The organism is Streptococcus sp. Marseille-P7376, from assembly GCF_902460385.1.
Taxonomy (GTDB): domain Bacteria; phylum Bacillota; class Bacilli; order Lactobacillales; family Streptococcaceae; genus Streptococcus; species Streptococcus sinensis.
In genome coordinates this window covers 22,172-43,302 of sequence record NZ_CABPTS010000003.1, presented here as the reverse complement: position 1 = coordinate 43,302, position 21,131 = coordinate 22,172, and the positions used below count along the sequence as shown (strand labels likewise).

Sequence of the window (21,131 nt, the reverse complement as noted above, 5' to 3'; positions counted from 1 at the left end):
TCAGTATTTACTATTTAGATACAGCTGATATTCTTCATAGCCATGTTTCACATTTTGGTCAGACGAAATCGGCAACTTTTCCAATACATTTCTAAAATCCTCACCTACCGCTCCAAGATACTCATCTAAGGAGCTAATCGTCGCAACCATTTCCTTAGATAGTTTTTTAATGCCATCTGTTGCAGCTCCTAGCTTCTCCGTGGCACTAGAAGAAATAAGGTCCGAAACGTTATGTTCTAACTCGCCACTCATATCCTTAAATGCACCATTCACACGGCTTAGATTATCCGGATTAATTTTCTTATTACTCATCGGCTGTCTCCCATGTCTACTTTATAAAGGTTTTTTAGAGCTGGATGCTGCTCCAACCAGGCATTCGCCTCTTGGCTGTTATGAATCTGAACATCTGAGACTTTCCCATCTTCATTCAGTCCATAAACAGTTAGGAGGTCTTCTCCCTTGGGCGCGAACCAATGTAACAAGGTATCAAACCACTCATCCGGTGTGACCTTATCTGGACGGATATAAAGCGACCAATCCTGATTGATGAGTTTATCTTCTAGGTCCGGATAAAGACTATAGAGATTGATGTTAGGGTCTGGGACTTGTCCTTCAAGCTTAGTTGTGTCGATCTCATTTGAAGGATCAAAATAACCCTTAGCATGTAGAACCTTGTCATAATTTGTTGTTCTAGCGGTATCGCTTATATCAGAGTTCCTTCCAAACTTTGTGTCTTTTGGAAAATCCACTACTTCTTCGGTCTCCACATTGAGATAGACATCTTTGTAAATTCGATTCTCTTCATCCGATAAATCACCGATTGTCAACCTAAAATAGTGAGTACCCTCAACATAATAGGAGTCAACTAGATTTGTAGGAATGCTTTTCTGATTGTAGCTTCGTACTGCCTGATATAGGTCAATCTTTCGTTCGGGCAAGCCCTCCTCGTCTAAATTATACAAAATCAAGTTCCAATACTCTCCCTCCATCTGGAGATGAGGAACAGTATGTAGCTTTTTTTCATCCTCTACTATAAAAGTCTTATACTCATCTGTGATCGCATATGTTTTACTGACAAATAAACTACCTTTGTTTGTAGACTCAATGACATATTGGTTCTTATCTCCAAATAGTTGAAAATCTGATTTTTCCCTGGCAGTTCTCATTCTATACTCTTGTTCTTTTGGGGGTTGACTGGGCTTCAAGAGAAGAAAGAAACAAGATCCTGTTATGACTAGAAAAAGAAGAAGGAGAGACCAGAGGACTTTCCGATTCTTAAATACATGTTTTTTCATAAAATTTTCCCCTTTTTTATTTTTAATTTTCATCTCAACTAGCTAGACCAACGAGTAAAACAAAACTAATCAGAAGCCTTTCCAATCTGTTCTTCATTTCCTTTTATTTTTCGCTTCATTTTTCCTCCAATCAATAAAGACATTCGTAATTCATCATTTCTCCTCGTTTAAGCATAAAACTGCGGGAACGCAGCAAAGATGAAATAGTAAACTTTTCACCGTCGCAATCACTACTTCAAAGGCGATTCAACCTTCTTCTTGGTCAAAACACGGTTTTCCTTTTCTCCGCACAAGTTCATATAGCGTTGCCATAAAGCAGGCTCTGAATCATAAGGCGGCGTAGCTGTCAGTGTAATCAGACTGATTTGCGCAAATGATGACATTCGTCCAGACAAAGCCTTCACAAACCAATGTCCTGCATCATTTTTGCCAAATCAAACTGAGAAAAATCAACTTCCTCTGAAGGCATAGCTTCATCTTCAATTTGGCACGACAAGCTCCCCTTATAGCGGGTCAAAGCGCTGTGCAAAGCTTGATAGGTGACAATCGTAATCGTTTTAGGTTCTTTCAAATTTTGAGACAACAAGGCCTTTGCTTCTGATGGAGTCTCCAAAAATGCCTCTTTAATGCGCTCAGCCCATTGCTCCCTTATCGTAATCGTGGGCACCAAAACGAGGGCCGGCTTATTAAAGCGCCTGATGAATTCAATTCCTAAAGTTGTCTTGCCCGAACCAGGTGCTGCGCTTATATGGACACGACCATCTGCCATATAGCCTTGACTCCTATCCAAAATACGCTTTTGATAATCTCGCCACTGCCCTTTAAACTGCAATTTTTTCATATCTTCGTCACCATTTTTCTTTTCAAATTTCTATATTTCTTGGTGAATATAGCACAAAGAGCTTGTTAATCTTTCTTCTTGTGTCTATCTACAGACAGTATATACAGAAAGACTGCTGCTTGTCAAATCTCTATCATATTCTACTACCCCTAGTGCAATTTTCTTGCTCTCTTCGGTCTCTATCTGCCCACGATATGTTATACTATTATCATGCACAAGAAAACGGTTATTGATTTTAAAGAACTGGGTCGGCGTTTGATTTTCAGCCAGCCCATTAAAGAGCTCAAAACGCGCAAGCTGACTGAGGTCAGAGCGATTCTGCACGAGATAGAGGACTGGCAGAAAAAGGGATTTTATGCAGTGGGCTATGTCAGCTACGAAGCTGCCTCCGCTTTTGAGGAAAAACTACAAGTTCACGAAGCCCCTCTACTAGGCGAATACTTGATTTACTTTACCATTCATGACAGAGCTGAGGAAGCACCATTCCCTTTGGCTTACGACGAGGTGGAGATGCCGGCGCAATGGCAGAGCCTGACGACTGAGCAAGAGTACGAAAAGGCAATCGGAACCATTCACCACCATATCCGTCAAGGCGATACTTATCAGGTCAACTACACGGTGCAGCTAGGCGCAGAGCTTAATCCACAGGACAGCTGGGCTATCTACAACCGTCTGGTCGTCGAGCAAAACGCCGCCTACAATGCCTATGTAGAACACGATAATCAGGCAATCTTATCCATCAGTCCTGAGCTCTTTTTCGAGGAGCACCAAGGTGAGCTGACAACGCGGCCGATGAAAGGTACTACCAATCGCGGTCTGACGGTCACTGCAGACTTAGAACAGGCTGCATGGCTCCATCAGGATCCTAAAAATCGGGCGGAAAATATGATGATCGTTGACTTGCTGCGCAACGACATGAACCGCATTTCAGAGATTGGCAGTGAACGAGTCGAGCAGCTGTGTCAGGTCGAGCAGTATTCTACAGTCTGGCAGATGACCTCTACCATCAAGAGCCAGCTACGACCTGAGATTGGCCTAGGAGAAATTTTTGATGCGCTCTTTCCGTGCGGCTCTATCACAGGCGCTCCAAAGATTTCGACCATGGCTATCATCAAGGCGACAGAAAAAGCCGCTCGCGGAGTCTACTGCGGTACAGTCGGCATCTGCCTGCCAGACCAGAGACGGATTTTCAATGTGGCCATCCGCACCATTCAGCTAGAAGATGGCAAGGCTATCTATGGTGTCGGTGGAGGTATCACTTGGGATAGTAGTTGGCAGGGTGAATACATCGAAACCCAGCAAAAATCTGCCGTCCTCTATCGGAAAAATCCGCAGTTTGTTCTGATTACGACAGGGAAGATTGAGAAAGGCCGACTGACCTTCCAAGACCAACATCTGAAACGACTACGGGAAGCCGCTCGTTACTTTGCTTATCCATTTGATGAGGAAAAACTGAAGGTAGAGTTGAACCAAAGCCTAGCAGAACTGGATCCAAGTACGGACTACCGCCTGCGGATCTCCATCGAAAAATCTGGAAAAATGACCTGCAAGCTAGAAAAGCTACAAGCACTCCCAGAAGCTTTCTGCAAGGCCATTCTAGTCCTACAAAATGCCAACTTACAACAGCCTTTCACCTACTTTAAAACCAGCTATCGGCCACATTTAGACCTAGGCCAGCAGGAGCAGATTTACTACAATGCCCAAGGACAGCTGCTGGAAAGTTCCATCGGTAACCTAGTCCTCCAGCTGAACGGCTACCTCTACACGCCACCAGTTGAGCTAGGGCTTTTGGACGGCATCTACCGCCAGCATCTCTTGGCAACAGGTCAGGCCACAGAAAGAATCCTCAGCCTAGACGACTTAAAATCAGCAGAAAAAATCTACGCCTGCAACGCACTGCGAGGCCTTTATGAATTGAAAATAGATGATTAGAAATCGACCTTTCGATTTCTTTTTCTATAGGTCATACTCAGCTCAACCAAGCAGTATAACTGCTATTTCGAGATTTTAGAAATATTTTAGAATTGCTTGATGAATACTTAATAAGTGTCCGATATACTAGATGGTGAGGAAAGGACTTCCAAGAATAAATCAAAAAGGAGAAGTAAAACCATGGAAAATATTTTAGTTTTACAAGGGGTCAGCAAAAAGTTCGGCCAGCAGCAAGTTCTGAGCGATGTCAATCTGACCATCAAAAAGGGAGACATCTACGGTCTCATCGGTAAAAACGGGGCTGGTAAAACCACTCTGATCAAAATCATGACCCAGCTGATGCATGCCAGCAACGGAACCGTGTCTCTCTTTGGTTCCAGCAATCAGGCCGAATGGACACAAGCCCTCAAGCGGGTCGGCTCGGTCATTGAAACGCCCGTTGCCCACAACCACTTGACCGCCTACGAAAATCTCAGCTACTACTGCAAACTGCGTCAGATTCCTAATGCCGATAAGGCCATCCAAGAAACGCTCAACTATGTAGACCTGACGGACACTGGCAAAAAGAAATTTCGTGACTTCTCCCTCGGGATGAAGCAACGCTTGGGCATTGCTATCGCCCTACTATCCAAGCCAGATCTGATGATTTTAGATGAGCCTATCAACGGACTAGACCCTGTCGGCATCAAGGAATTTCGCCAGCTCGTCCAAAAGCTCAATGAAGAGCTGGGCATGACCTTTGTTATTTCCAGTCATATCCTATCTGAGCTCTACCTAGTCGCCATGCGCTTTGGTATCATCGACCAAGGACGCATGATCAAGGAAATTTCCAAGGCTGAATTTGAAGAGCAAAGCGAAGATTATATCGTCTTGAAAACGGATCATTTGGAGGAAGCCAGCCAGCTGCTCCAAGATCAATTAGGCTACCGCATCAAGGTGGTCAATGCTCTCAATGAGATCCATGTCTTTACCCATTCGCACAACATCAACAATATCGTAAAAGAGCTAGCCACAGCTGACTTAGTCATTCAAGAAATCTACTATGCACGGCAAAATCTAGAAAATTTCTTTACAGATTTACTTGATCAAAACCAGGGAGGTCTATCATGATTCAAACCATTCGCGCTGACTTTTACCGCCTCTTCCACTCCAAGGGCTTTTGGATTACCGAGCTCGTTTTGCTAGCCAATATCCTGCTCGGTGCCATCTATAAAGTTTCGAGCAGATTTGGAACATCCATTGAGATGGATGGACAAAACGTCGCTCAGCAAGTACCAGTAAAAATGACAGGTATCAATGCCCTTGCCCATTTCTCTGGAAATTCTGACAGTATTATATTTTTCACTCTCATTGTCGTCTGCCTCTTATTAGGTGTGGACTTGTCCCGTAAGCTTTATAAAAACAGCCTCGCTCACGGTATTTCACGGACAGAGTTCTTCCTATCTAAAACTTTGGTCTCCTTTGTTGTCGCCATCTTCCAATTCATCCTCTTGCTAGGGCTATCCTTCATCATCGCTAGCGCTATCAACGGAATTGGGACAGCTCCGACAGGTTTCTTTGGCCAATTTTTGCTAACTATTCTCGTCCAACTCATTGTGACCATCGCTTGGATTGGCATCGTGTCTTTCGTCCTCTATCTCAGTCATTCTATTGCCGCGGTCTTTATTACCTATTTTGTCGGAAGCGCCCTGCTCGTCTTTCCAGTCTTACTCTATCCTCATATAGAATTGTTCCGCTATTTAACCTTACGATTTGGAATAGAGATGGCTGCAGATCCTGCTGTAGTTTTGCGAGCTAGTTTAGTCGCGATTGGCATAGCAGTCTTCTTCCTAGGCAACAGCCTCCTCATTTTCAAGAAAAAAGATCTCTAAAAGCAAACAATCAGCTAATCTTCTGACTAGCTGATTCTTTTTTATAAAGCCACAATCAATTTAAACCAATCGTCCTCTGCTTGAATACTCAAATCACCACCTAAGATTTCGACCAACTGCTGGGTGATATAAAGCCCCAGACCAGAGGATTCCTCACTACTGGAGAGGTTTTCAGAATAGAAGCGATTGGTTAGTTTATCCAGATGCAAAATAGGCTTCTGAACCTTATTTTTGACCCGAAAAATAACCTTTTGTCTTTCTTTTTTCAGACTGATGCTGGCTGCTTCTCGGCCATGTTTGAGGACATTGCTGAGCATGTTCTGGATGATTCGATCAAAGATATCACTGTCCGTTTCCAGCAGCAGATTTTCAGACAAATCCACATCTAAATCAATCCCTGCTCGCTGAAAGGCATCATAGTAGGCAAAGAGTTGCTGGGTAACCAGCTGGGATAGGTCTACTCGCTCCAACTTCGGTCGAATAGCTCCTTCCATCAAGCGACGGTATTCCATCAGAGCCTCCAAGCGTCTAGATACCATACCCAGATTATCCGCAATCTTTTGCAGCTGCTGGTCCATCTGGTCCTTATCAGCGTCCTTGAGTAGCTGTTGCGTATAGCCACTAGCAATGGTCAGCGGTGTTCGGATATCGTGGGCAATATTGCTGATAGCCATGTCCAAGGTTTTCTTTTCCTGCTGGGTCACAAAGGACATCTTATCAATTTCCTGAAAAAGCTGCTCCACCTCGTTAGTCAGTGCCACCAGACTCGGAGCTTGATCTCTTAAAGTCAGCCGAATCTGACTTCCTGTGCGACGTTTGGCACGGATCTGGCTGGTCAGACTACGAATCGTCAGATGATAGCGAACCAGCATGATTGACAAGAAGAGTATGAGCACAAAGGCTATAATCAACCACATAGCTAATCCTCCTTGAGCCGCACGCCCAGACCCCAAATGGTCTCGATATAGTCTGTCGAACGATCCAGCTGGGCTAATTTCTTACGGAGGTTACTGAGATGGGCATTGAGCGTATTATCACCTGGCAGATAGGTCTCCTCCCAGACCGACTCATACAGCTCCTCCTTGGTAAAAATCTTTTTAGGATGAGCCAGCAAGGTCTGGAAGATCTGAAACTCCTTTTTCCCTAGCCGCATGGACTGGTCACCAAAAGCAATTTCAAAAGTATCTGGCAGGAGGCGGATGTTTTTAATCAAGGTCTCCCCAGTAGGCTTGGGCTGAGACTGCTGACTACCTCGCAGTTGGACAGTGACACGCGCCGCCACTTCGTCTAGATTAAAGGGCTTGACAATATAATCATTGGCGCCGTCCAGCAGATACTGGCTCACGAGACTCTTTTCGCTCAGAGCTGTCAGCATGACCACTGGCACCTGACTGGTCTTGCGAATTTCCCTCAGCACTTCATCACCATTTTTGCCTGGCAGCATAATATCCAGCAGGACTAGATGAATATCTTCTTCCGCAAAAATCCTCAGTCCCTCGGTCCCAGAATAAGCTGAAAACACGACATGCTCCTGCGTAAAGAGATTTTTTAAAATCTCATGAATATCATTGTTGTCTTCAATTAGTAAAAGATTGGCCATCATCATTCTCCAATAGCTTGATAAAACTAGTGTAGCAAGGATGAGCCAGCAAGTCAATCAAATATAAAAGATACAAAAGAAAATCCAACGCAACAAACGTTGGATGTTGATTTTTATTTGACAGACGCGCCATTCGTCGCAATGACTTCCTTATACCAGTCAAAGGATTTCTTCTTGGAGCGCTTGAGTGTTCCCTTACCTTCATTGTCCCGGTCCACATAGATAAAGCCATAGCGCTTCTTCATCTCACCAGTTCCGGCTGATACCAGGTCGATACAGCCCCAGGTCGTGTAGCCCCACAGCACCACGCCGTCCTCATTGATGGCTTCCCGCATGGCCTTGACATGGGCCGCCAAGTAGTCAATACGGTAATCATCAGCCACATAGCCATTTTCATCTGGAGTATCCACTGCACCCAGACCATTTTCCACGATAAACATGGGCTTTTGATAGCGATCCCAGATGGTATTAAGCGTAATGCGCAGGCCCAGAGGGTCGATCTGCCAGCCCCACTCAGAAGCTTCCAAATAAGGGTTCTTGAGAGAAGCAAAGATATTGCCCTCCGTCAGCTCATTGACCTTAGGGTCGCCCGAAGCTACCCGGCTAGAGTAGTATGAGAAGGAAATGAAGTCCACCGTATGCTCCTTGAGCAGCTGCAGGTCTTCTTCTGTCATTTCGACAGTGATGCCCTCGCGCTCCCAAGCTTTCTTGGCATAGTTAGGATATTTACCACGCGCCTGCACGTCAATGAAGAAATAGTTTTCTCTATCTTCCTGCATGGCCGCCCAATAGTCAGCTGGATGAGCTGTATTGGGATAGTATTGACCCGCCGCTAGCATACAGCCGACCTTGTTTTCCGGGTCAATCTCATGAGCCAGCTTGGTGGCAATAGCTGACGCGACCAGCTCATGATGGGCTGCTTGATATTTAACCTGTTCTTCATTTTCACCTTCTTCAAAGCAAAGCCCCGCCCCCATAAATGGTGCATGCAGAATCATATTAATCTCATTGAAGGTCAGCCAGTATTTGACCAAGCCCTTGTAGCAGGTAAAGAGAGTGCGGCAGAGACGCTCGTAAAATTCAAGCATCTTACGGCTACGCCAACCGCCATATTGCTCAATCAAGTGCATGGGACAGTCAAAGTGAGTAATGGTCACCAAGGGCTCAATGCCGTACTTGTGGCATTCCTTAAAGAGGTCTTCGTAAAATTTCAGGCCTGCTTCATTAGGCTCCAGCTCATCTCCCTTAGGGAAAATCCGGCTCCAAGCAATGGACAAACGATAGGTCTTAAAGCCCATCTCGCCAAAGAGGGCAATGTCCTCCTTGAAGCGATGGTACATGTCAATGGCTTCCTTGGCTGGATAGAAATAGCCTTCCTCGAAGTCAAACATCTTTTTTTTACCCGTGATGATGGCCAGACGGTCCTCACCAATCGGCACCACATCTACATTGGCCAGCCCGCGACCATCCGCAGCATAAGCGCCCTCACACTGGTTGGCAGCTGTCGCTCCGCCCCACAAGAAACCATCAGGAAAAGTCAGTTTTTCAGTCATATTTCTACTCGCTTTCTTATTTTGATTGTTCATTTACTTATATTATACCGCAATCTCAAAACCTTTACTTGTAAAATGATGCGAAATAGTAATACTATTCTAGTTTTTGCCAACTTGTTTTCACTCTGATTCTTTCCCCAGCTCTTTAAAATAAACTCATCTTTTCCAATGAGCACAGACATCAAACAAGGTCTTTCTGCAAACTGAGAAAAAGAAAAAAAGAAGACTGAAAAAACAGTCTCCTCCTATTCCTTTTAAATCAAGGCAGTGATTGCAGTCACCAGACCAAAAATGATACCTGGTGCATTTGCTGCTGCAAGCGGAATGTCTCTTTCTTGCTTGAAAAGGCCGTAGTAGACCCAGAGACTACAGTTGATGGCCGCAACGAGTGGTTGAATGAAATTTCCTTTTTGCCCAGCTAGATTATTCATGATTTGTGGAAAATAAGACACATACATCATCACGGACATAAAAGTTGCAACCCAACCCAGTATTTTCACTTGGTTTTCAGTCATTTTCAAAACCTCTTTCATTTTTTCGTTTTATATTTTATAACGATAAACCAAAACAATCAAGTATTTTATTGCTTTGTTATGAAGATGTAAACTATCACAATCTTGTGATAAGGATAAAACCAAGCAAAAAGACCGGAATACTCCGATCTTTTTAACTTCTGCTCTAAGAAAATCAAAGAATAAACAAGGCGGAACCAAGTTTGATGGCAAATCTTTGCTCATCAAACTACGAAAAATCCTTTGGGACTTTTTCTAGGCTCCGCACTAGATTCCATCATTGAAAATTAAGGTTTCAATGATGGAATCGTCGGAAGTAAACCTCCGAATGAAGTCTACAAATTTAAAATTTGATTTTCGACGAGAAGAATTATTTAATTGCGCGTGATTGCAATCCTTCTTCTTCCAAGAAGAGGCGGAATGGTACGAGTTCTTCTGCTTCGTATTTTTCCTTGAAGGCTTTGATGGCTTCTTCTGGGTGAAGTTTTGGATCCAATTCAAGTACTTCTACTGGAAGCGGACGGTGTTGCGTGATGCGGGCATCGATGACAACAGTTTTACCTTCTTTGTTGAGTTTTACAGCTTCTGCAACGACTGCGTCAATGTCTTCGATGCGGTCTACTGTAAATCCAACAGCACCTTGTGCTTCAGCGATTTTCGCGTAGTCAGCGTTAGGGAAGTCAACACCAAACAAGTGTTTGTTGGTATCTTCGTATTTATTCTTGATGAAGGCATACTCAGCGTTTGAGAAGACAACATTGATAACTGGAAGGTTGTATTGAACGTTTGTAATCACGTCTGGGTAGCACATGTTGAATGCACCGTCACCCATGATGTTCCATACTTGGCGATCTGGATTGTCTTTCTTAGCAGCGATACCACCAGGAAGGGCGATACCCATTGTCGCAAAGAGTGGAGATGTGCGCCACATGTTCTTAGGTGTCATGTGAAGGTGACGAGTTGATGTTTGAGTTGAGTTACCTACGTCAATTGAGTAGATAGCGTCTTGGTCAGCATGTTTATTGATAGCATTGTAAACTTGGTACAATTGCAACTCACCCTCAGTTTTACCTTCGAGTTTGTTCATGTAATCACGCCAGTTTTGGTTGTTCTTAACGTTTGCACGCCACCATGGAGTAGACTCAACTGCGTCTACCTTATCAAGAATAGCTTGTGCTGCTTGACCTGCATCACCAAGGATAGAAGCATCAAGGGCATGACGTTTACCAAGTTTGTAAGGGTCGATATCGACTTGGATGAATTTTTCAGTATTCTTGAAGGCTTCGTAAACTTCAGCAAACGGGAAGTTTGAACCAAGGAAAAGAACTGTGTCTGCTTCGAAGACCACTTCGTTGGCTGGTTTCCAACCAACACGGTAAGCAGAACCTGTCAAACCTTCGTAGTTCCACTCAAAAGCTTCAAAGTTTTTACCAGTTGTGATGATTGGTGCTTTGATTTTACGTGACAATTCTGTAATCACTTCACCGGCTTTGACACCACCAAATCCAGCATAGATAACTGGGCGCTCAGCCTTGTTCAAAATTTCAACAGCTTTGTCGATTTCAGTTTCGTTCAAAGCAGGAGCGATGAATGAACGCTCGTAAGAACCTGATCCGTAGTATGAGTTTTCGTCGATTTCTTGGAAACCGAAGTTTACTGGAATTTCAACAACAGCTGGTCCTTTTTTAGATACTGCAGCACGGCAAGCTTCGTCGATTACTTTTGGCAATTGCTCAGCGTAAGCTACACGTTTGTTGTAAACTGCGATACCATGGTACATTGGGTTTTGGTTTAGCTCTTGGAAAGCATCCATGTTGAGTTCGTTGACTGGACGTGATCCAAGGATAGCAAGGAATGGAGTGTTGTCCATAGCTGCATCGTAAACACCGTTAATCAAGTGAGTCGCACCTGGACCACCTGAACCAACTGCAACCCCGATTGAGCCGCCGAATTTAGCTTGCATAACCGCTGCAAGAGCACCTGTTTCTTCGTGGCGAACTTGCAAGAAACGGATATCTTTGTCTTCAGCCAAAGCATCCATGAGTGAGCTGAGTGTTCCTGATGGGATACCGTAGATCGTATCTACGCCCCATGTTTTCAATACGTTGAGCATTGCTGCAGATGCAGTAATTTTTCCTTGAGTCATGATAACTCTCCTTCAAAAATTTTAATGATTCGTTGAAAACTTTCAGACAATATAATGAAAACGTTTCAACAAATCTTACTATATCAATTTATCATCTTTTGACCCTCCTGTATAAGAATATGCTCAATAAAGCTTGATAACTATTACATAACAAAAATAAGATTTTTCTGATTTTTCTAATGTATTTTATAATAGATTTCAGAAAAGGCTTAAAGTGGACATTAGCTGCAGCACTTCCGCGCTTTAAAATAATAGTGCTAGCCAGAACAAGCTAGAAATTTGCTTGTAAAAAATGTTATAATAGCGCTAGAAAACCTGAAGAAATCATGAAATCATAGGTGAAAATATGCTAAGAGAAGCGACTCCAAATGAATTGGAAGAATTACTACATTTATACCTCTCCCTGCACGAGACTGCCATCCCAGAAAAGAATCCTGCTTTACAAAAAGTGTGGCAACGGATGATAGACGATCCAGATCATCATATTATTGTCAAGATAGTTGATGAGAGAATTGTTTCCTCTTGTATTTGTGTCGTGATACCTAATCTCACAAGAGGGCTACGTCCCTATGCCTTGATAGAAAATGTCGTCACCCATCACGATTTTAGAGGCAGAGGCTATGCTACTGAATGTCTTGATTTTGCTAAGAAAATAGCGACTGAAACAAATTGCTACAAAATGATGCTACTAACGAGCTCCAAGCAAGAGAGTACCTGGAATTTTTATAAACATGCCGGTTACAATCACCAGGATAAAACCGCCTTTATCCAATGGTTAGAATAAGGCAGCCATGAGCGTCTAAAGAATATAGAAAAACGAGTGTGACTTTGTTGCCACACTCGTTTTAAAATTTCTGGATTAACCGATGGAAATATACCGCCTGTTTCCGCTATAAGAGAGATAGGAAATCCATCTCATACCATCCGCATCAAGTACTCGATCGTAATGAACCGATTCCCCAGCTGTGTAATAAGCCAATTCTGGACTGGACTGCTTGGGTTCTGCTTTGATAGAGGAGCGTTTGGTGAAATAGTAAGTTCCCTGAGCAGGAAGACTTGGCTTGCTTTGGGATGAATTTGACGGAGCCGTCGCATAATTCCCACCTTCAAAGCCATAATATTCTTCCAAACTTAAACCAGAACGATAAATGTCCGGAGCTTCTTGACCAATATAGCGAATATGCCAAGCTTCAGGCATATAGCCTGTCGAAGCTTCCTTGCCAGGCTGATAGCGAACGACAAAGCCATATCGATGGGCATTATTTTTTAGCCAAGTGCTTGCTGCGGTATCTTCCAACAGATTGCCAGACTTATCTGTCAAGTCAAAAACGAGACCTGTTTGGTGCTCACTATAGCCAGGACGGGCAGAATAGCGGTCCGCTGCGGCTTGACCATCCGTATTTACATAATGCTGGTACAAGTTTCTTTGATAGTCATAAGATCTGAAGCCGCTGTAGCCATAGCCAACATTATAACCTTGCGCTATCATATCATTTCTCAGACGGACAAAGGCTTCCTTGGCAGTTGGATTTTCACCAGGATTATAGTTTGAAGCTAGTGGATGTTTTTTATTTGCAATGACAATCTCATTATATTTCCCCTGAACATAGTAATAAGATCCATTGTAGCGAACTTTCTTTATAAAGGCTGCATCTATATTTGCTGTCGTCTTGGTGCCGCCAACGCCGACCATATGACCATCATCCTGAACATAGTAGAGATGGATGTTGTATTCACCTGTGGAATACTTGTGGTCGCGTAGATTGACCTGCGCCTTGTAGGTGCCATCGGCTTGCTTAGCCGCTGTGTACCAGATAAGATCGTCCTGACCCTCGGCACTAGACCAGGTCGGAAGCTTGACTTCCTTTATGCCATAGCCATTCTCGACTTCAGAAACCACCACTTCAAAAGTGCCCGTCTGTTGATTGTTGTTCTGGATGGTCAACTTGCCCTTTGGAGCTGCCAGAGAAACTGTCGTCTTGGTACCGCCTACGCCGACCAGCTGATTGTCTGCCAGTAGATAATAAAGGTGGATATTGTACTCGCCCGTGGAATACTTATGATCACGGGCAGCGACGCTGATCTTATAGGTCCCATCTACTTGTTTTTTAGCATCATACCAGATGATATCGTCCTGCCCATTAACGCTGAACCAAGTGGGCAGGGCTACTTTTTTGATGGGCTTAGGAGCTGAGATATTGGTTACATGCACATCGAAGCTACTAGCATTTGAATCTACATTTGTAATAGTGAGGGTGCCTTGGGGAGTGTCGCTTATAGGATTCTGAGGCTCTGCTTGACTTAATTTTTCAATCGCAGCATAGCGCCGAATACCACTGTAAGATTTGTAACTAATCCATTGGTAACCATCTGTAGTCAAAACTCTGTCATAAAACACCTTATCTCCAGCATTTACATAGAATTGAGTCGGTGCAGTCGCTTTAGGCTCATTTTTTACTTCTGTCCGTTTTGTATAGGTATATTGTCCTTGACTTGGTAAGCTTTGCTTCGGTATCTGCTGTTCTTCACTACTTGTAGTTCCTGCAGCCGCAACCATACGAACAGTCGTATCAACCGCAACAGTGCTACTTTCTTTTTCGTCCGCTGCTCTTGTTGCTTCAGTCTCCAGTCTAGCAGATGGAGTTGATGTGTCCGCTGCACCCTCGCTCATTGTGGAAGGATTTTCTGCTTGCATCGGTAAATCTGAAGTTGAAACTGACGATTCAGACTTTTCTTTTTCTGTTGCGACCACTTCTTCTTTTTGCTCTGTCACAGCTTGAACTACTGTGAGTTGGTTGGTTGCCTCTTCTTTCATGCTATCAAGGTTCTGATTTGCTATTTCTACTGGATTAGCAGCCAGACTATCTGCAAATGCAGGCCGCCCCGTCAAAAAGAGGATACAACCAATCAAAACGGAAGCTGCGCCAAATGAATATTTCCGTATGGAGAAGCGTTGTAGTTCACGACCAAACATCCTGTGTTTCATACTCCTATCCTGCTTTCTAATAAATCTTCACTTATATTTTATACCTTTCAAAACCATTCTCCAACACACAACTGTAACATTTGTAATCTTTTCGTAACATTTAGCGCGCTTTTTATATAGGTATCTAAAACGCTCCAATCTTCATTCAGACTGGAGCGTTTTTTTGCTAATATGAAAATCATTTTTCCTAAGAGCACTTAGAGATAGGGTTGGAGGGCTTTTGATAACCTTTCATAGCCGGCGATTGTCAAATGCAAGCCATCTGTGGTAAATTCCTCGCGCAATTGGCCACTTTCATCTAAGAAGGTATCATAAAGGTCGATAAACTGGACATTCGTATAGATACTTGCTAGGTCTCGGTAAGCACGATTGAGGACTCGAATCTTCTCGTTCGTTCGGATGTAAACCGTCCCTTTATACTGTTCCTTCTCATTCACAGGAAGAACTGACAAAAGCTGGAGCTGGGTCAAAGGATAGTCCCTTGCCAAACTTTGAATAATGCCCTCCAAGTTAGCCAAAGTCTCTTCTTGAGGTATTTCTTTACCGAGATCATTGGTTCCGATCAGGAGAAAGACCTTATCCAGAGCCTGCCCAAAAAGATGGGCATCCAGATGTTCAAGCAGTTGGTCTGTTTTATAGCCACGAATCCCTCGGTTGAGCAGCGTTTTAGGACTTTGTAGCAACTCATTCAGAGGATAGTATTCCACAATCGAATCACCGATAAAAATAATCGCTGGCTCTTTTACCGAAAGCTGATTCAAGTCCCGATAATTTTTCCGAATCTTTGCCTGCTCATTTAAAAGCCACTGTTCTAATAGTTGAACTGCCATTTAAACTCCTTTTTCTAAGTATTGCTCAATCACCTGCAAAACCCCGGCTTCTGTATTGGCTGGTGCCAAGCGACTGGCAATGCGCTTAATCTTCTCATCTCCATTTGCCATGGCGTAGGAGAAATCCGCCAATCCCAGCATTTCCAAATCATTTTCGCTGTCGCCAAAAGCCATGATTTCCTTACTTCCGATTTGCCACCGGTTCATGAGCTGACGAAGCCCCCAAGCCTTATGGACGCCTTCTTGGATAATATCAATCGCGCCGTAACCACTGGTCACCGCACTCAATCGTCCAGAGAAGTCTTTGTTGATTTGTTGCGTGATTTCTGTTGCTTTCGCTTCATCCACCATAATACTCATCTTCAGCACTTCTTCAAAATGGTGATTTTGCAGACTGGGCATGAAATTCATCTGTTTATAAAAATGACGAGCCATCTCATCTGTCATAACCTTGTTTATCATAGGGAAATCTGTGCCGTCCTGAACAAAACCACCCTTTGTAGATGTCACAACTAAATGAACATCTCGTTCTCGGCCATGGAAATAATCCAGTGTGTCCGCAATCAAATCAGACTGCCAGAAGGTCCCCATCATCATTTCATTCTTTTCAAAGATTCTGGCTCCATTGGCGACAATCAGGGTCATATGCTCTGTCAAATCACCCAATAATAAGCGCATTCGTTGGATTTCATTGCCTGTTGCAACGACAAACTTGATGTCTCGCTCCTCCAGCTGATCCAAGACAGCTGTTAGACGCGGCAAGTCCAGCTCCCCTCTCGCATCCAAAAGCGTGCCGTCCATATCCGTAGCAATCATTTTAATGGTCATATTTTTACCTCAAGCAAGTCTTGCTCTTTCTGTCATAATCTTTTAAACTTTATGGGCTGTTTCATGCGTCAGCTTCTCTTATTTAGACTATTGAGCTGCAAGAAAATCCTTGGTAATTCACCATCCTCCAGCTCATTTGCCCATCCAATAATTTTTGATTACTAAGCCAGTCTGCCTTTTTTTGTTCTGTTTAGACTTTATTATACTACTTAGAAAGTCTAAAATAAAGCTCTGCGAAGCTATTTTGATAATAGGAAATCAGGTTGCCCAGCCCCTGACTAGAAAACAAAAAAGATTGAAGAGACATTCGTTAGAATAATTTCTTCAATCCAAACCTAGTCACTAGACAAGGTCTATTTTATAAGGAGCTCTAATTAGAAACAGAACTCACAGCTGTTATGTTTCAAACTGTCAGTTCAATTTGGTTGCCTTCAAAAGCTTGGATACAGCTTTCATAATAACCATCACCTGTCACTCTAGGGCCGCTCAGAACAGGATAACCATCTTTTTCCAAACGGACTGTCAGTTGGTCTACCGCCTCAGGACTGCCCAGGCTGAAGGCCAGATGGTGGTAACCTGTGAAAAGCAGGTCATGGCTGCCATCTGTCAAATCCTCATCCCGCGTCATAATTTCCAAGCGCGCTCCTTCGTCAAAGGTCAGAAAATAGGACTGAAAGCCTGTTCTCTGGTTATGGTAAAGGGCATTGCTCTTAGCTACAAAATAAGTTTCAAAAAAGTGTCGAGCCGCTTCCAAATCACGGACATAAAGGGCTGCATGTTCAATCTTCATAGAGGCTGCCTCCGTTGCTTGCGATGACTTCCTTGTACCAGTCAAAAGATTTTTTCTTGTAACGAGCTAGACTGCCAGTGCCGTCATCATTGCGGTCAACGTAGATAAAGCCATAGCGCTTGCTCATTTCCGCAGTAGAGGCAGAGACAAGGTCAATACAACCCCAAGTTGTGTAGCCCAACAGTTCTACACCGTCTTCTAACGCTTCTCCCACCTGCTGCAGATGCTGTTTCAGATAGTCAATACGGTAGTCATCTTCAACCGTTGGACCATTTGGACCATCTACTAAGACATCCTTGGCTCCAAGGCCGTTTTCCACGATAAAGAGAGGAAGCTGATAGCGGTCATAGAAGCTATTTAGCACCAAGCGCAGACCGACTGGGTCAATCTGCCAGCCCCATTCTGAGCTAGCTAGATGAGGATTCATGATGCCGCCTAGAAGATTGCCTCGGCCAGAAGAATAATTTTCTGGATCATGGGCCGCAACCACACTCATGTAGTAAGAGAAGGAAATAAAGTCTACAGTGTTTTCAGCTAAAAGCTCTTTGTCGCCTGGCGCAAACTGAATCTCAATGTCATTCTCTTTGAAGAAACGATTGATATAGGCAGGATATTTCCCACGCGCATGGATATCAGAGAAGAGGTAGTTTTGATTTTCAAATTCGCGCGCTGCCAGCACATCTTCTGGCTTGGGTGTCATGGGATAGGCCGGCATAGCGAGGACCATACAGCCAATCTTGAAATCAGGATTGATCTCATGACCAATCTTAGTTGCCAAAGCAGAAGCCACCAGCTCATGATGGACCGCTTGGTAAAGTTCCTGCTTGGACAGCTCATCAAACGGAGTCGCAATTCCTCCGCTCATAAAGGGTGCATGAAGGACTGAGTTGATTTCATTAAAGGTCAGCCAATACTTGACCTTATCCTTGTAGCGGGTAAAGACCGTGCGAACATAACGCTCATAAAAATCAATCAAATCGCGGTTAGCCCAGCCATTGTACTGACGCGCCAAGTGCAGCGGCGTTTCATAGTGAGACAGGGTAATCAGTGGCTCAATGCCATACTTAGCCAGCTCATCAAAGAGATCGTCATAGAACTGCAGACCGGCTTCATTGGGCTCCAGCTCGTCCCCATTTGGGAAAATTCGAGACCAGGCAATGGAAGTCCGATAAACCTTGAAGCCCATCTCCGCAAAGAGGGCAATATCCTCCTTGTAGCGGTGGTAGAAATCAATCCCTTCCAGCTTAAGATTGTCCGGTGTAGGCTGCTCTGTAATCAAAGGATCGTGGTCACCAGCCTTAGCTGGCACGCCACCTTTCGGAGTCACATCTTGAACGGACAGTCCCTTCCCATCAACATTGTAGGCTCCTTCATACTGGTTGGCTGCTGTCGCTCCGCCCCAAAGAAAATTTTCTGGAAATTTACCCATTTATATTTTCCTACTTTCGTTTTTATTCTAATTATATTATAATAGTTGTCAAATATATTTTCCAACACAATCATCTTAAAACATGATACTATTCCACGAAAGAGTGATAACATGATTGATTTAGGGCAACTGCATAAAAATACCGTCTATAAAAACCAAGGCACTCCGTACTCTCTGACGCGGACAATTACTGAAAACGGCCAGCCTGATATTCTTTTCCACTGGCATACAGATGTTGAGATTATTTATGTCCACGAAGGAAGCGCCCAATTTCACATCGACTATCATTATTTTAATAGCCAAAAAGGTGATATTATCCTGATTCGTCCCAATGCTCTCCATTCGATCCACCCGATTGACAATCAGCGGCATTATATGGATGCGATTAACTTTCACTTGGATTTGATGGGCTATTCGGCCATGGATCATGCCAGCATTCACTACCTACAGCCTCTCTACAATGGTCAGCTAGACTTTGTCCATGTCATCAAGCCCAGTGACCAAGCCTATGAGCGAATTCGCAAATGTCTGCTGGACACCATGGAAACGGGCTATTTCCAAAAGAAATACTATGAATTTCAGCTCAAGGCCCAGCTTAACCAGCTTTTTTACCTGCTCTTTGAAAACGACTATATCGTCTCCAAGGAGCTGTCTGCTGAGGGCTACCGCAAGGAGGAGAAAATCCGCTCCATCATTGACTACATCAATGAGCATTATCAGGAAGAGCTCACTATTGATCAGCTGTCTGGCATCTGCGGCTACAGTCCCACGCACTTCATGAATTTCTTCAAGAAACATTTGGGTGTTTCCTGCATTGAATATTTGATTCAATTCCGCCTGCGCAAGGCTGCTGAGCTCCTCCAGCACTCTACTCTGTCGGTTCTGGAAATCTCCAGTCAATCTGGCTTTAACAACCTCTCCAATTTCAACCGTCAATTTAAAAAATATTACCAAATGACCCCCAGTCAATATCGGAAAAAATGAGATTGCTAAGTTCGCTTAAACAGTCTGCATTAAAAAACAGAATTGAATCATGATTTTTTAACCAAAAACGAATGTTCCTTCTTCCATCAACATCTGAAGAAGTGAAGCATTCGTTTTTGGTTTATTTTGAATTCTTTGAGTTTTACTTTTCAGCAGCTATGTCATCCCAGAGTCTTTGCCAGGTTATTCCCAGTTCAGATGCACATGCTCGTTCATTTCTTGATAAGCTGTGTCAATCCGATCTTTGGTTGCCTGATCTAGCTGATCCCGATATTTTCCGCCCTCAATGAAATCCTCTAAGATAAGGGTTTGATAAGTGTAAAGCGGGTATCCTTCTGGGGAGTAAGTTCCCTTTTCCACACGGCTGACCCAGCTTGGATGCGCCTGAGCTGTTTTGATAATCGTCCCCTTGTCCGTCTTTTCAATGGTGACATCCATCAGCACGCCACGCTCCGTCCATTGGGCAGTCTCCACTCCAGCCATGGTTTCAATCCGCTGGTTAGAGATAAAATTCCCCATGGAGTAGATAATCAGCTTTTTCTGGCCATCTTTTTCAAGGACTTCGGAGGGTTGGACCACGTGCGGGTGCCCACCAAAAATGATGTCCGCTCCCCAGTCTACCATTTTGTGATAAAGGTTTACCTGTTCCTCATTCGGCTCCAGCTGATATTCGACTCCCGTCTGTGGCATAACTACCGTAATATCCGCTTCTTTTTCTGCTCGCTCAATTTCAGCCTTCATCTTGTCTTCATCAAAGGTTGATAGATGCTTGTCAATCTCCTTCTGGCTTAGATTAGACTCCAAGCCGTTAAAACCATAGGAATAGGCCAGAATAGCAATCTTGATGCCTTTTACTTCTTTGATGAGGAGCGGAGATTTGGCACGGTCTTCATGAGTGTAGACACCAACTGGAGTAATTCCTTGATTTTCAAAGGCCTTGGCAGTTGTGAACACTCCTTCGAGACCAGAATCCAAGATATGATTGTGGGCCAGATCTACTACTTGGTAGCCAGCATCTTTGACGGCTGAAACAACGGCTTCCGGAGCATTAAAAAGCGGATAGCCCCCTAAAGGATAGTCCGGCCGAATGGTCCCTTCAAAATCCCCCAAAACCAAGTCTCCCTGATGGAGCCATTCCTTGACATAATGGTAATTTTCCGAAAAATCATAGCTCCCATCTTCCTTTTGAGCGCTCATATAGAGGCCGTCATGATATAAAAGATCGCCATTAGCCATAATACGAACGCTTTTAGAGTCCGTCTTTTGCCCTGCTACCGAAGAGGAATTTGGCTCATTTTTAGCAGTATTCCTATCGCTCTGTTTATTCATTCCCATCATATTTTGAAAGAATAAAATAGCGCTCGCTGATACCAATACCGTTCCTAACAGGGCAAGGATAAAGCCACGGTTGCTTCTCGCAGATTTTTTTCTTTTTTCAGTTCTTTTCTCCATTTTTGTCAACCTCCTTTTTACTTATATTTTATCATAAAATGAGCCTCCAATGGAAATTAAAAACGAGTAATGGTTCTATTTG

General features: G+C 43.7%; 20 protein-coding genes. 5 read left to right on the top strand and 15 right to left on the bottom strand.

Annotated features, from left to right (window positions below; translation table 11 throughout):
• From FZ952_RS02870 to FZ952_RS02860, 4 genes are all read right to left on the bottom strand, one after another.
• Positions 1-312, bottom strand: a complete 312-nt coding sequence (locus FZ952_RS02870; RefSeq protein WP_148880524.1) for a hypothetical protein — start codon at positions 310-312, stop codon at positions 1-3.
• Positions 309-1,295 (bottom strand): hypothetical protein, encoded by a 987-nt coding sequence (locus FZ952_RS02865; RefSeq protein WP_148880523.1) that lies wholly within the window; start codon positions 1,293-1,295, stop codon positions 309-311. The genes FZ952_RS02870 and FZ952_RS02865 overlap by 4 nt, the downstream gene beginning before the upstream one ends.
• 230 nt (positions 1,296-1,525) lie before the next feature.
• Positions 1,526-1,678: a hypothetical protein gene (locus tag FZ952_RS11895; RefSeq protein ID WP_316246192.1), complete on the bottom strand. Its 153-nt coding sequence runs from the start codon at positions 1,676-1,678 to the stop codon at positions 1,526-1,528.
• Between the two features lie 17 nt (positions 1,679-1,695).
• Positions 1,696-2,136, bottom strand: a complete 441-nt coding sequence (locus FZ952_RS02860; protein WP_316246191.1) for a DEAD/DEAH box helicase — start codon at positions 2,134-2,136, stop codon at positions 1,696-1,698.
• Positions 2,137-2,346: 210 nt separating this feature from the next.
• Here FZ952_RS02860 and pabB point away from each other — a divergent pair, with 210 nt between their 5' ends.
• From pabB to FZ952_RS02845, 3 genes are all read left to right on the top strand, one after another.
• Positions 2,347-4,068, top strand: a complete 1,722-nt coding sequence (gene pabB / locus FZ952_RS02855; protein ID WP_148880522.1) for an aminodeoxychorismate synthase component I — start codon at positions 2,347-2,349, stop codon at positions 4,066-4,068.
• Positions 4,069-4,248: 180 nt separating this feature from the next.
• Positions 4,249-5,178 carry an ATP-binding cassette domain-containing protein gene (locus tag FZ952_RS02850; protein WP_148880521.1) on the top strand — a complete coding sequence of 310 codons (930 nt, stop codon included), beginning with the start codon at positions 4,249-4,251 and terminating at the stop codon, positions 5,176-5,178.
• Positions 5,175-5,939 (top strand): lantibiotic ABC transporter permease, encoded by a 765-nt coding sequence (locus tag FZ952_RS02845; protein ID WP_148880520.1) that lies wholly within the window; start codon positions 5,175-5,177, stop codon positions 5,937-5,939. Before FZ952_RS02850 ends, FZ952_RS02845 begins: the two co-directional genes overlap by 4 nt.
• Positions 5,940-5,980: 41 nt before the next feature.
• Here the strand turns inward: FZ952_RS02845 and FZ952_RS02840 are convergent, their stop codons facing one another.
• The 5 genes from FZ952_RS02840 to spxB all read right to left on the bottom strand — a co-directional run bounded on the left by FZ952_RS02840 (position 5,981) and on the right by spxB (position 11,750).
• Positions 5,981-6,856 carry a sensor histidine kinase gene (locus FZ952_RS02840; protein ID WP_148880519.1) on the bottom strand — a complete coding sequence of 292 codons (876 nt, stop codon included), beginning with the start codon at positions 6,854-6,856 and terminating at the stop codon, positions 5,981-5,983.
• A 2-nt stretch (positions 6,857-6,858) separates the two neighbouring features.
• Entirely contained in the window at positions 6,859-7,539 is a 681-nt protein-coding gene (locus tag FZ952_RS02835; protein ID WP_148880518.1) for a response regulator transcription factor, read from the bottom strand.
• A gap of 113 nt (positions 7,540-7,652) precedes the next feature.
• On the bottom strand, positions 7,653-9,092 hold the full coding sequence (locus FZ952_RS02830; RefSeq protein WP_148880517.1) for a 6-phospho-beta-glucosidase: 1,440 nt from the start codon (positions 9,090-9,092) through the stop codon (positions 7,653-7,655).
• 254 nt (positions 9,093-9,346) lie between these two features.
• Positions 9,347-9,607, bottom strand: a complete 261-nt coding sequence (locus tag FZ952_RS02825) for a SemiSWEET family transporter (RefSeq protein WP_003026359.1) — start codon at positions 9,605-9,607, stop codon at positions 9,347-9,349.
• A 367-nt stretch (positions 9,608-9,974) separates the two neighbouring features.
• Entirely contained in the window at positions 9,975-11,750 is a 1,776-nt protein-coding gene (gene spxB / locus FZ952_RS02820) for a pyruvate oxidase (protein WP_148880516.1), read from the bottom strand.
• Between the two features lie 346 nt (positions 11,751-12,096).
• On the opposite strand from spxB, the gene FZ952_RS02815 reads away from it, so the two are divergent.
• A complete protein-coding gene (locus FZ952_RS02815; RefSeq protein ID WP_148880515.1) occupies positions 12,097-12,534 on the top strand; it encodes a GNAT family N-acetyltransferase in 438 nt (145 codons plus the stop codon).
• A 75-nt stretch (positions 12,535-12,609) separates the two neighbouring features.
• Here the strand turns inward: FZ952_RS02815 and ldcB are convergent, their stop codons facing one another.
• The 5 genes from ldcB to FZ952_RS02790 form a co-directional block, all read right to left on the bottom strand.
• Positions 12,610-14,736, bottom strand: coding sequence for an LD-carboxypeptidase LdcB/DacB (ldcB, locus tag FZ952_RS02810; protein WP_148880514.1), 2,127 nt, complete (start codon positions 14,734-14,736; stop codon positions 12,610-12,612).
• Positions 14,737-14,933: 197 nt separating this feature from the next.
• The gene (locus tag FZ952_RS02805; RefSeq protein WP_148880513.1) at positions 14,934-15,566 is read right to left on the bottom strand and encodes an SGNH/GDSL hydrolase family protein; all 633 of its coding nucleotides are present in this window, start codon (positions 15,564-15,566) and stop codon (positions 14,934-14,936) included.
• Complete coding sequence (locus tag FZ952_RS02800) at positions 15,567-16,394, bottom strand: Cof-type HAD-IIB family hydrolase (RefSeq protein ID WP_148880512.1); 828 nt, start codon at positions 16,392-16,394, stop codon at positions 15,567-15,569.
• Between the two features lie 403 nt (positions 16,395-16,797).
• Positions 16,798-17,184 (bottom strand): VOC family protein, encoded by a 387-nt coding sequence (locus FZ952_RS02795; protein ID WP_148880511.1) that lies wholly within the window; start codon positions 17,182-17,184, stop codon positions 16,798-16,800.
• Positions 17,174-18,613, bottom strand: a complete 1,440-nt coding sequence (locus FZ952_RS02790; RefSeq protein WP_148880510.1) for a glycoside hydrolase family 1 protein — start codon at positions 18,611-18,613, stop codon at positions 17,174-17,176. The genes FZ952_RS02795 and FZ952_RS02790 overlap by 11 nt, the downstream gene beginning before the upstream one ends.
• 111 nt (positions 18,614-18,724) lie before the next feature.
• On the opposite strand from FZ952_RS02790, the gene FZ952_RS02785 reads away from it, so the two are divergent.
• Positions 18,725-19,597, top strand: coding sequence for an AraC family transcriptional regulator (locus FZ952_RS02785; RefSeq protein WP_148880509.1), 873 nt, complete (start codon positions 18,725-18,727; stop codon positions 19,595-19,597).
• Positions 19,598-19,780: 183 nt separating this feature from the next.
• On the opposite strand, the gene FZ952_RS02780 is transcribed toward FZ952_RS02785, so the two are convergent.
• Positions 19,781-21,049 carry a CapA family protein gene (locus FZ952_RS02780; protein ID WP_148880508.1) on the bottom strand — a complete coding sequence of 423 codons (1,269 nt, stop codon included), beginning with the start codon at positions 21,047-21,049 and terminating at the stop codon, positions 19,781-19,783.
• Positions 21,050-21,131: the final 82 nt, after the last annotated feature.

What these genes read in the sequence shown, in the direction of transcription:
- FZ952_RS02870 (WP_148880524.1), bottom strand. Translation starts at nt 312, where the DNA reads ATGAGTAATAAGAAAATTAATCCGGATAATCTAAGCCGTGTGAATGGT.
- FZ952_RS02865 (WP_148880523.1), bottom strand. Translation starts at nt 1,295, where the DNA reads ATGAAAAAACATGTATTTAAGAATCGGAAAGTCCTCTGGTCTCTCCTT.
- FZ952_RS11895 (WP_316246192.1), bottom strand. Translation starts at nt 1,678, where the DNA reads ATGTCATCATTTGCGCAAATCAGTCTGATTACACTGACAGCTACGCCG.
- FZ952_RS02860 (WP_316246191.1), bottom strand. Translation starts at nt 2,136, where the DNA reads ATGAAAAAATTGCAGTTTAAAGGGCAGTGGCGAGATTATCAAAAGCGT.
- pabB (WP_148880522.1), top strand. Translation starts at nt 2,347, where the DNA reads ATGCACAAGAAAACGGTTATTGATTTTAAAGAACTGGGTCGGCGTTTG.
- FZ952_RS02850 (WP_148880521.1), top strand. Translation starts at nt 4,249, where the DNA reads ATGGAAAATATTTTAGTTTTACAAGGGGTCAGCAAAAAGTTCGGCCAG.
- FZ952_RS02845 (WP_148880520.1), top strand. Translation starts at nt 5,175, where the DNA reads ATGATTCAAACCATTCGCGCTGACTTTTACCGCCTCTTCCACTCCAAG.
- FZ952_RS02840 (WP_148880519.1), bottom strand. Translation starts at nt 6,856, where the DNA reads ATGTGGTTGATTATAGCCTTTGTGCTCATACTCTTCTTGTCAATCATG.
- FZ952_RS02835 (WP_148880518.1), bottom strand. Translation starts at nt 7,539, where the DNA reads ATGGCCAATCTTTTACTAATTGAAGACAACAATGATATTCATGAGATT.
- FZ952_RS02830 (WP_148880517.1), bottom strand. Translation starts at nt 9,092, where the DNA reads ATGACTGAAAAACTGACTTTTCCTGATGGTTTCTTGTGGGGCGGAGCG.
- FZ952_RS02825 (WP_003026359.1), bottom strand. Translation starts at nt 9,607, where the DNA reads ATGACTGAAAACCAAGTGAAAATACTGGGTTGGGTTGCAACTTTTATG.
- spxB (WP_148880516.1), bottom strand. Translation starts at nt 11,750, where the DNA reads ATGACTCAAGGAAAAATTACTGCATCTGCAGCAATGCTCAACGTATTG.
- FZ952_RS02815 (WP_148880515.1), top strand. Translation starts at nt 12,097, where the DNA reads ATGCTAAGAGAAGCGACTCCAAATGAATTGGAAGAATTACTACATTTA.
- ldcB (WP_148880514.1), bottom strand. Translation starts at nt 14,736, where the DNA reads ATGAAACACAGGATGTTTGGTCGTGAACTACAACGCTTCTCCATACGG.
- FZ952_RS02805 (WP_148880513.1), bottom strand. Translation starts at nt 15,566, where the DNA reads ATGGCAGTTCAACTATTAGAACAGTGGCTTTTAAATGAGCAGGCAAAG.
- FZ952_RS02800 (WP_148880512.1), bottom strand. Translation starts at nt 16,394, where the DNA reads ATGACCATTAAAATGATTGCTACGGATATGGACGGCACGCTTTTGGAT.
- FZ952_RS02795 (WP_148880511.1), bottom strand. Translation starts at nt 17,184, where the DNA reads ATGAAGATTGAACATGCAGCCCTTTATGTCCGTGATTTGGAAGCGGCT.
- FZ952_RS02790 (WP_148880510.1), bottom strand. Translation starts at nt 18,613, where the DNA reads ATGGGTAAATTTCCAGAAAATTTTCTTTGGGGCGGAGCGACAGCAGCC.
- FZ952_RS02785 (WP_148880509.1), top strand. Translation starts at nt 18,725, where the DNA reads ATGATTGATTTAGGGCAACTGCATAAAAATACCGTCTATAAAAACCAA.
- FZ952_RS02780 (WP_148880508.1), bottom strand. Translation starts at nt 21,049, where the DNA reads ATGGAGAAAAGAACTGAAAAAAGAAAAAAATCTGCGAGAAGCAACCGT.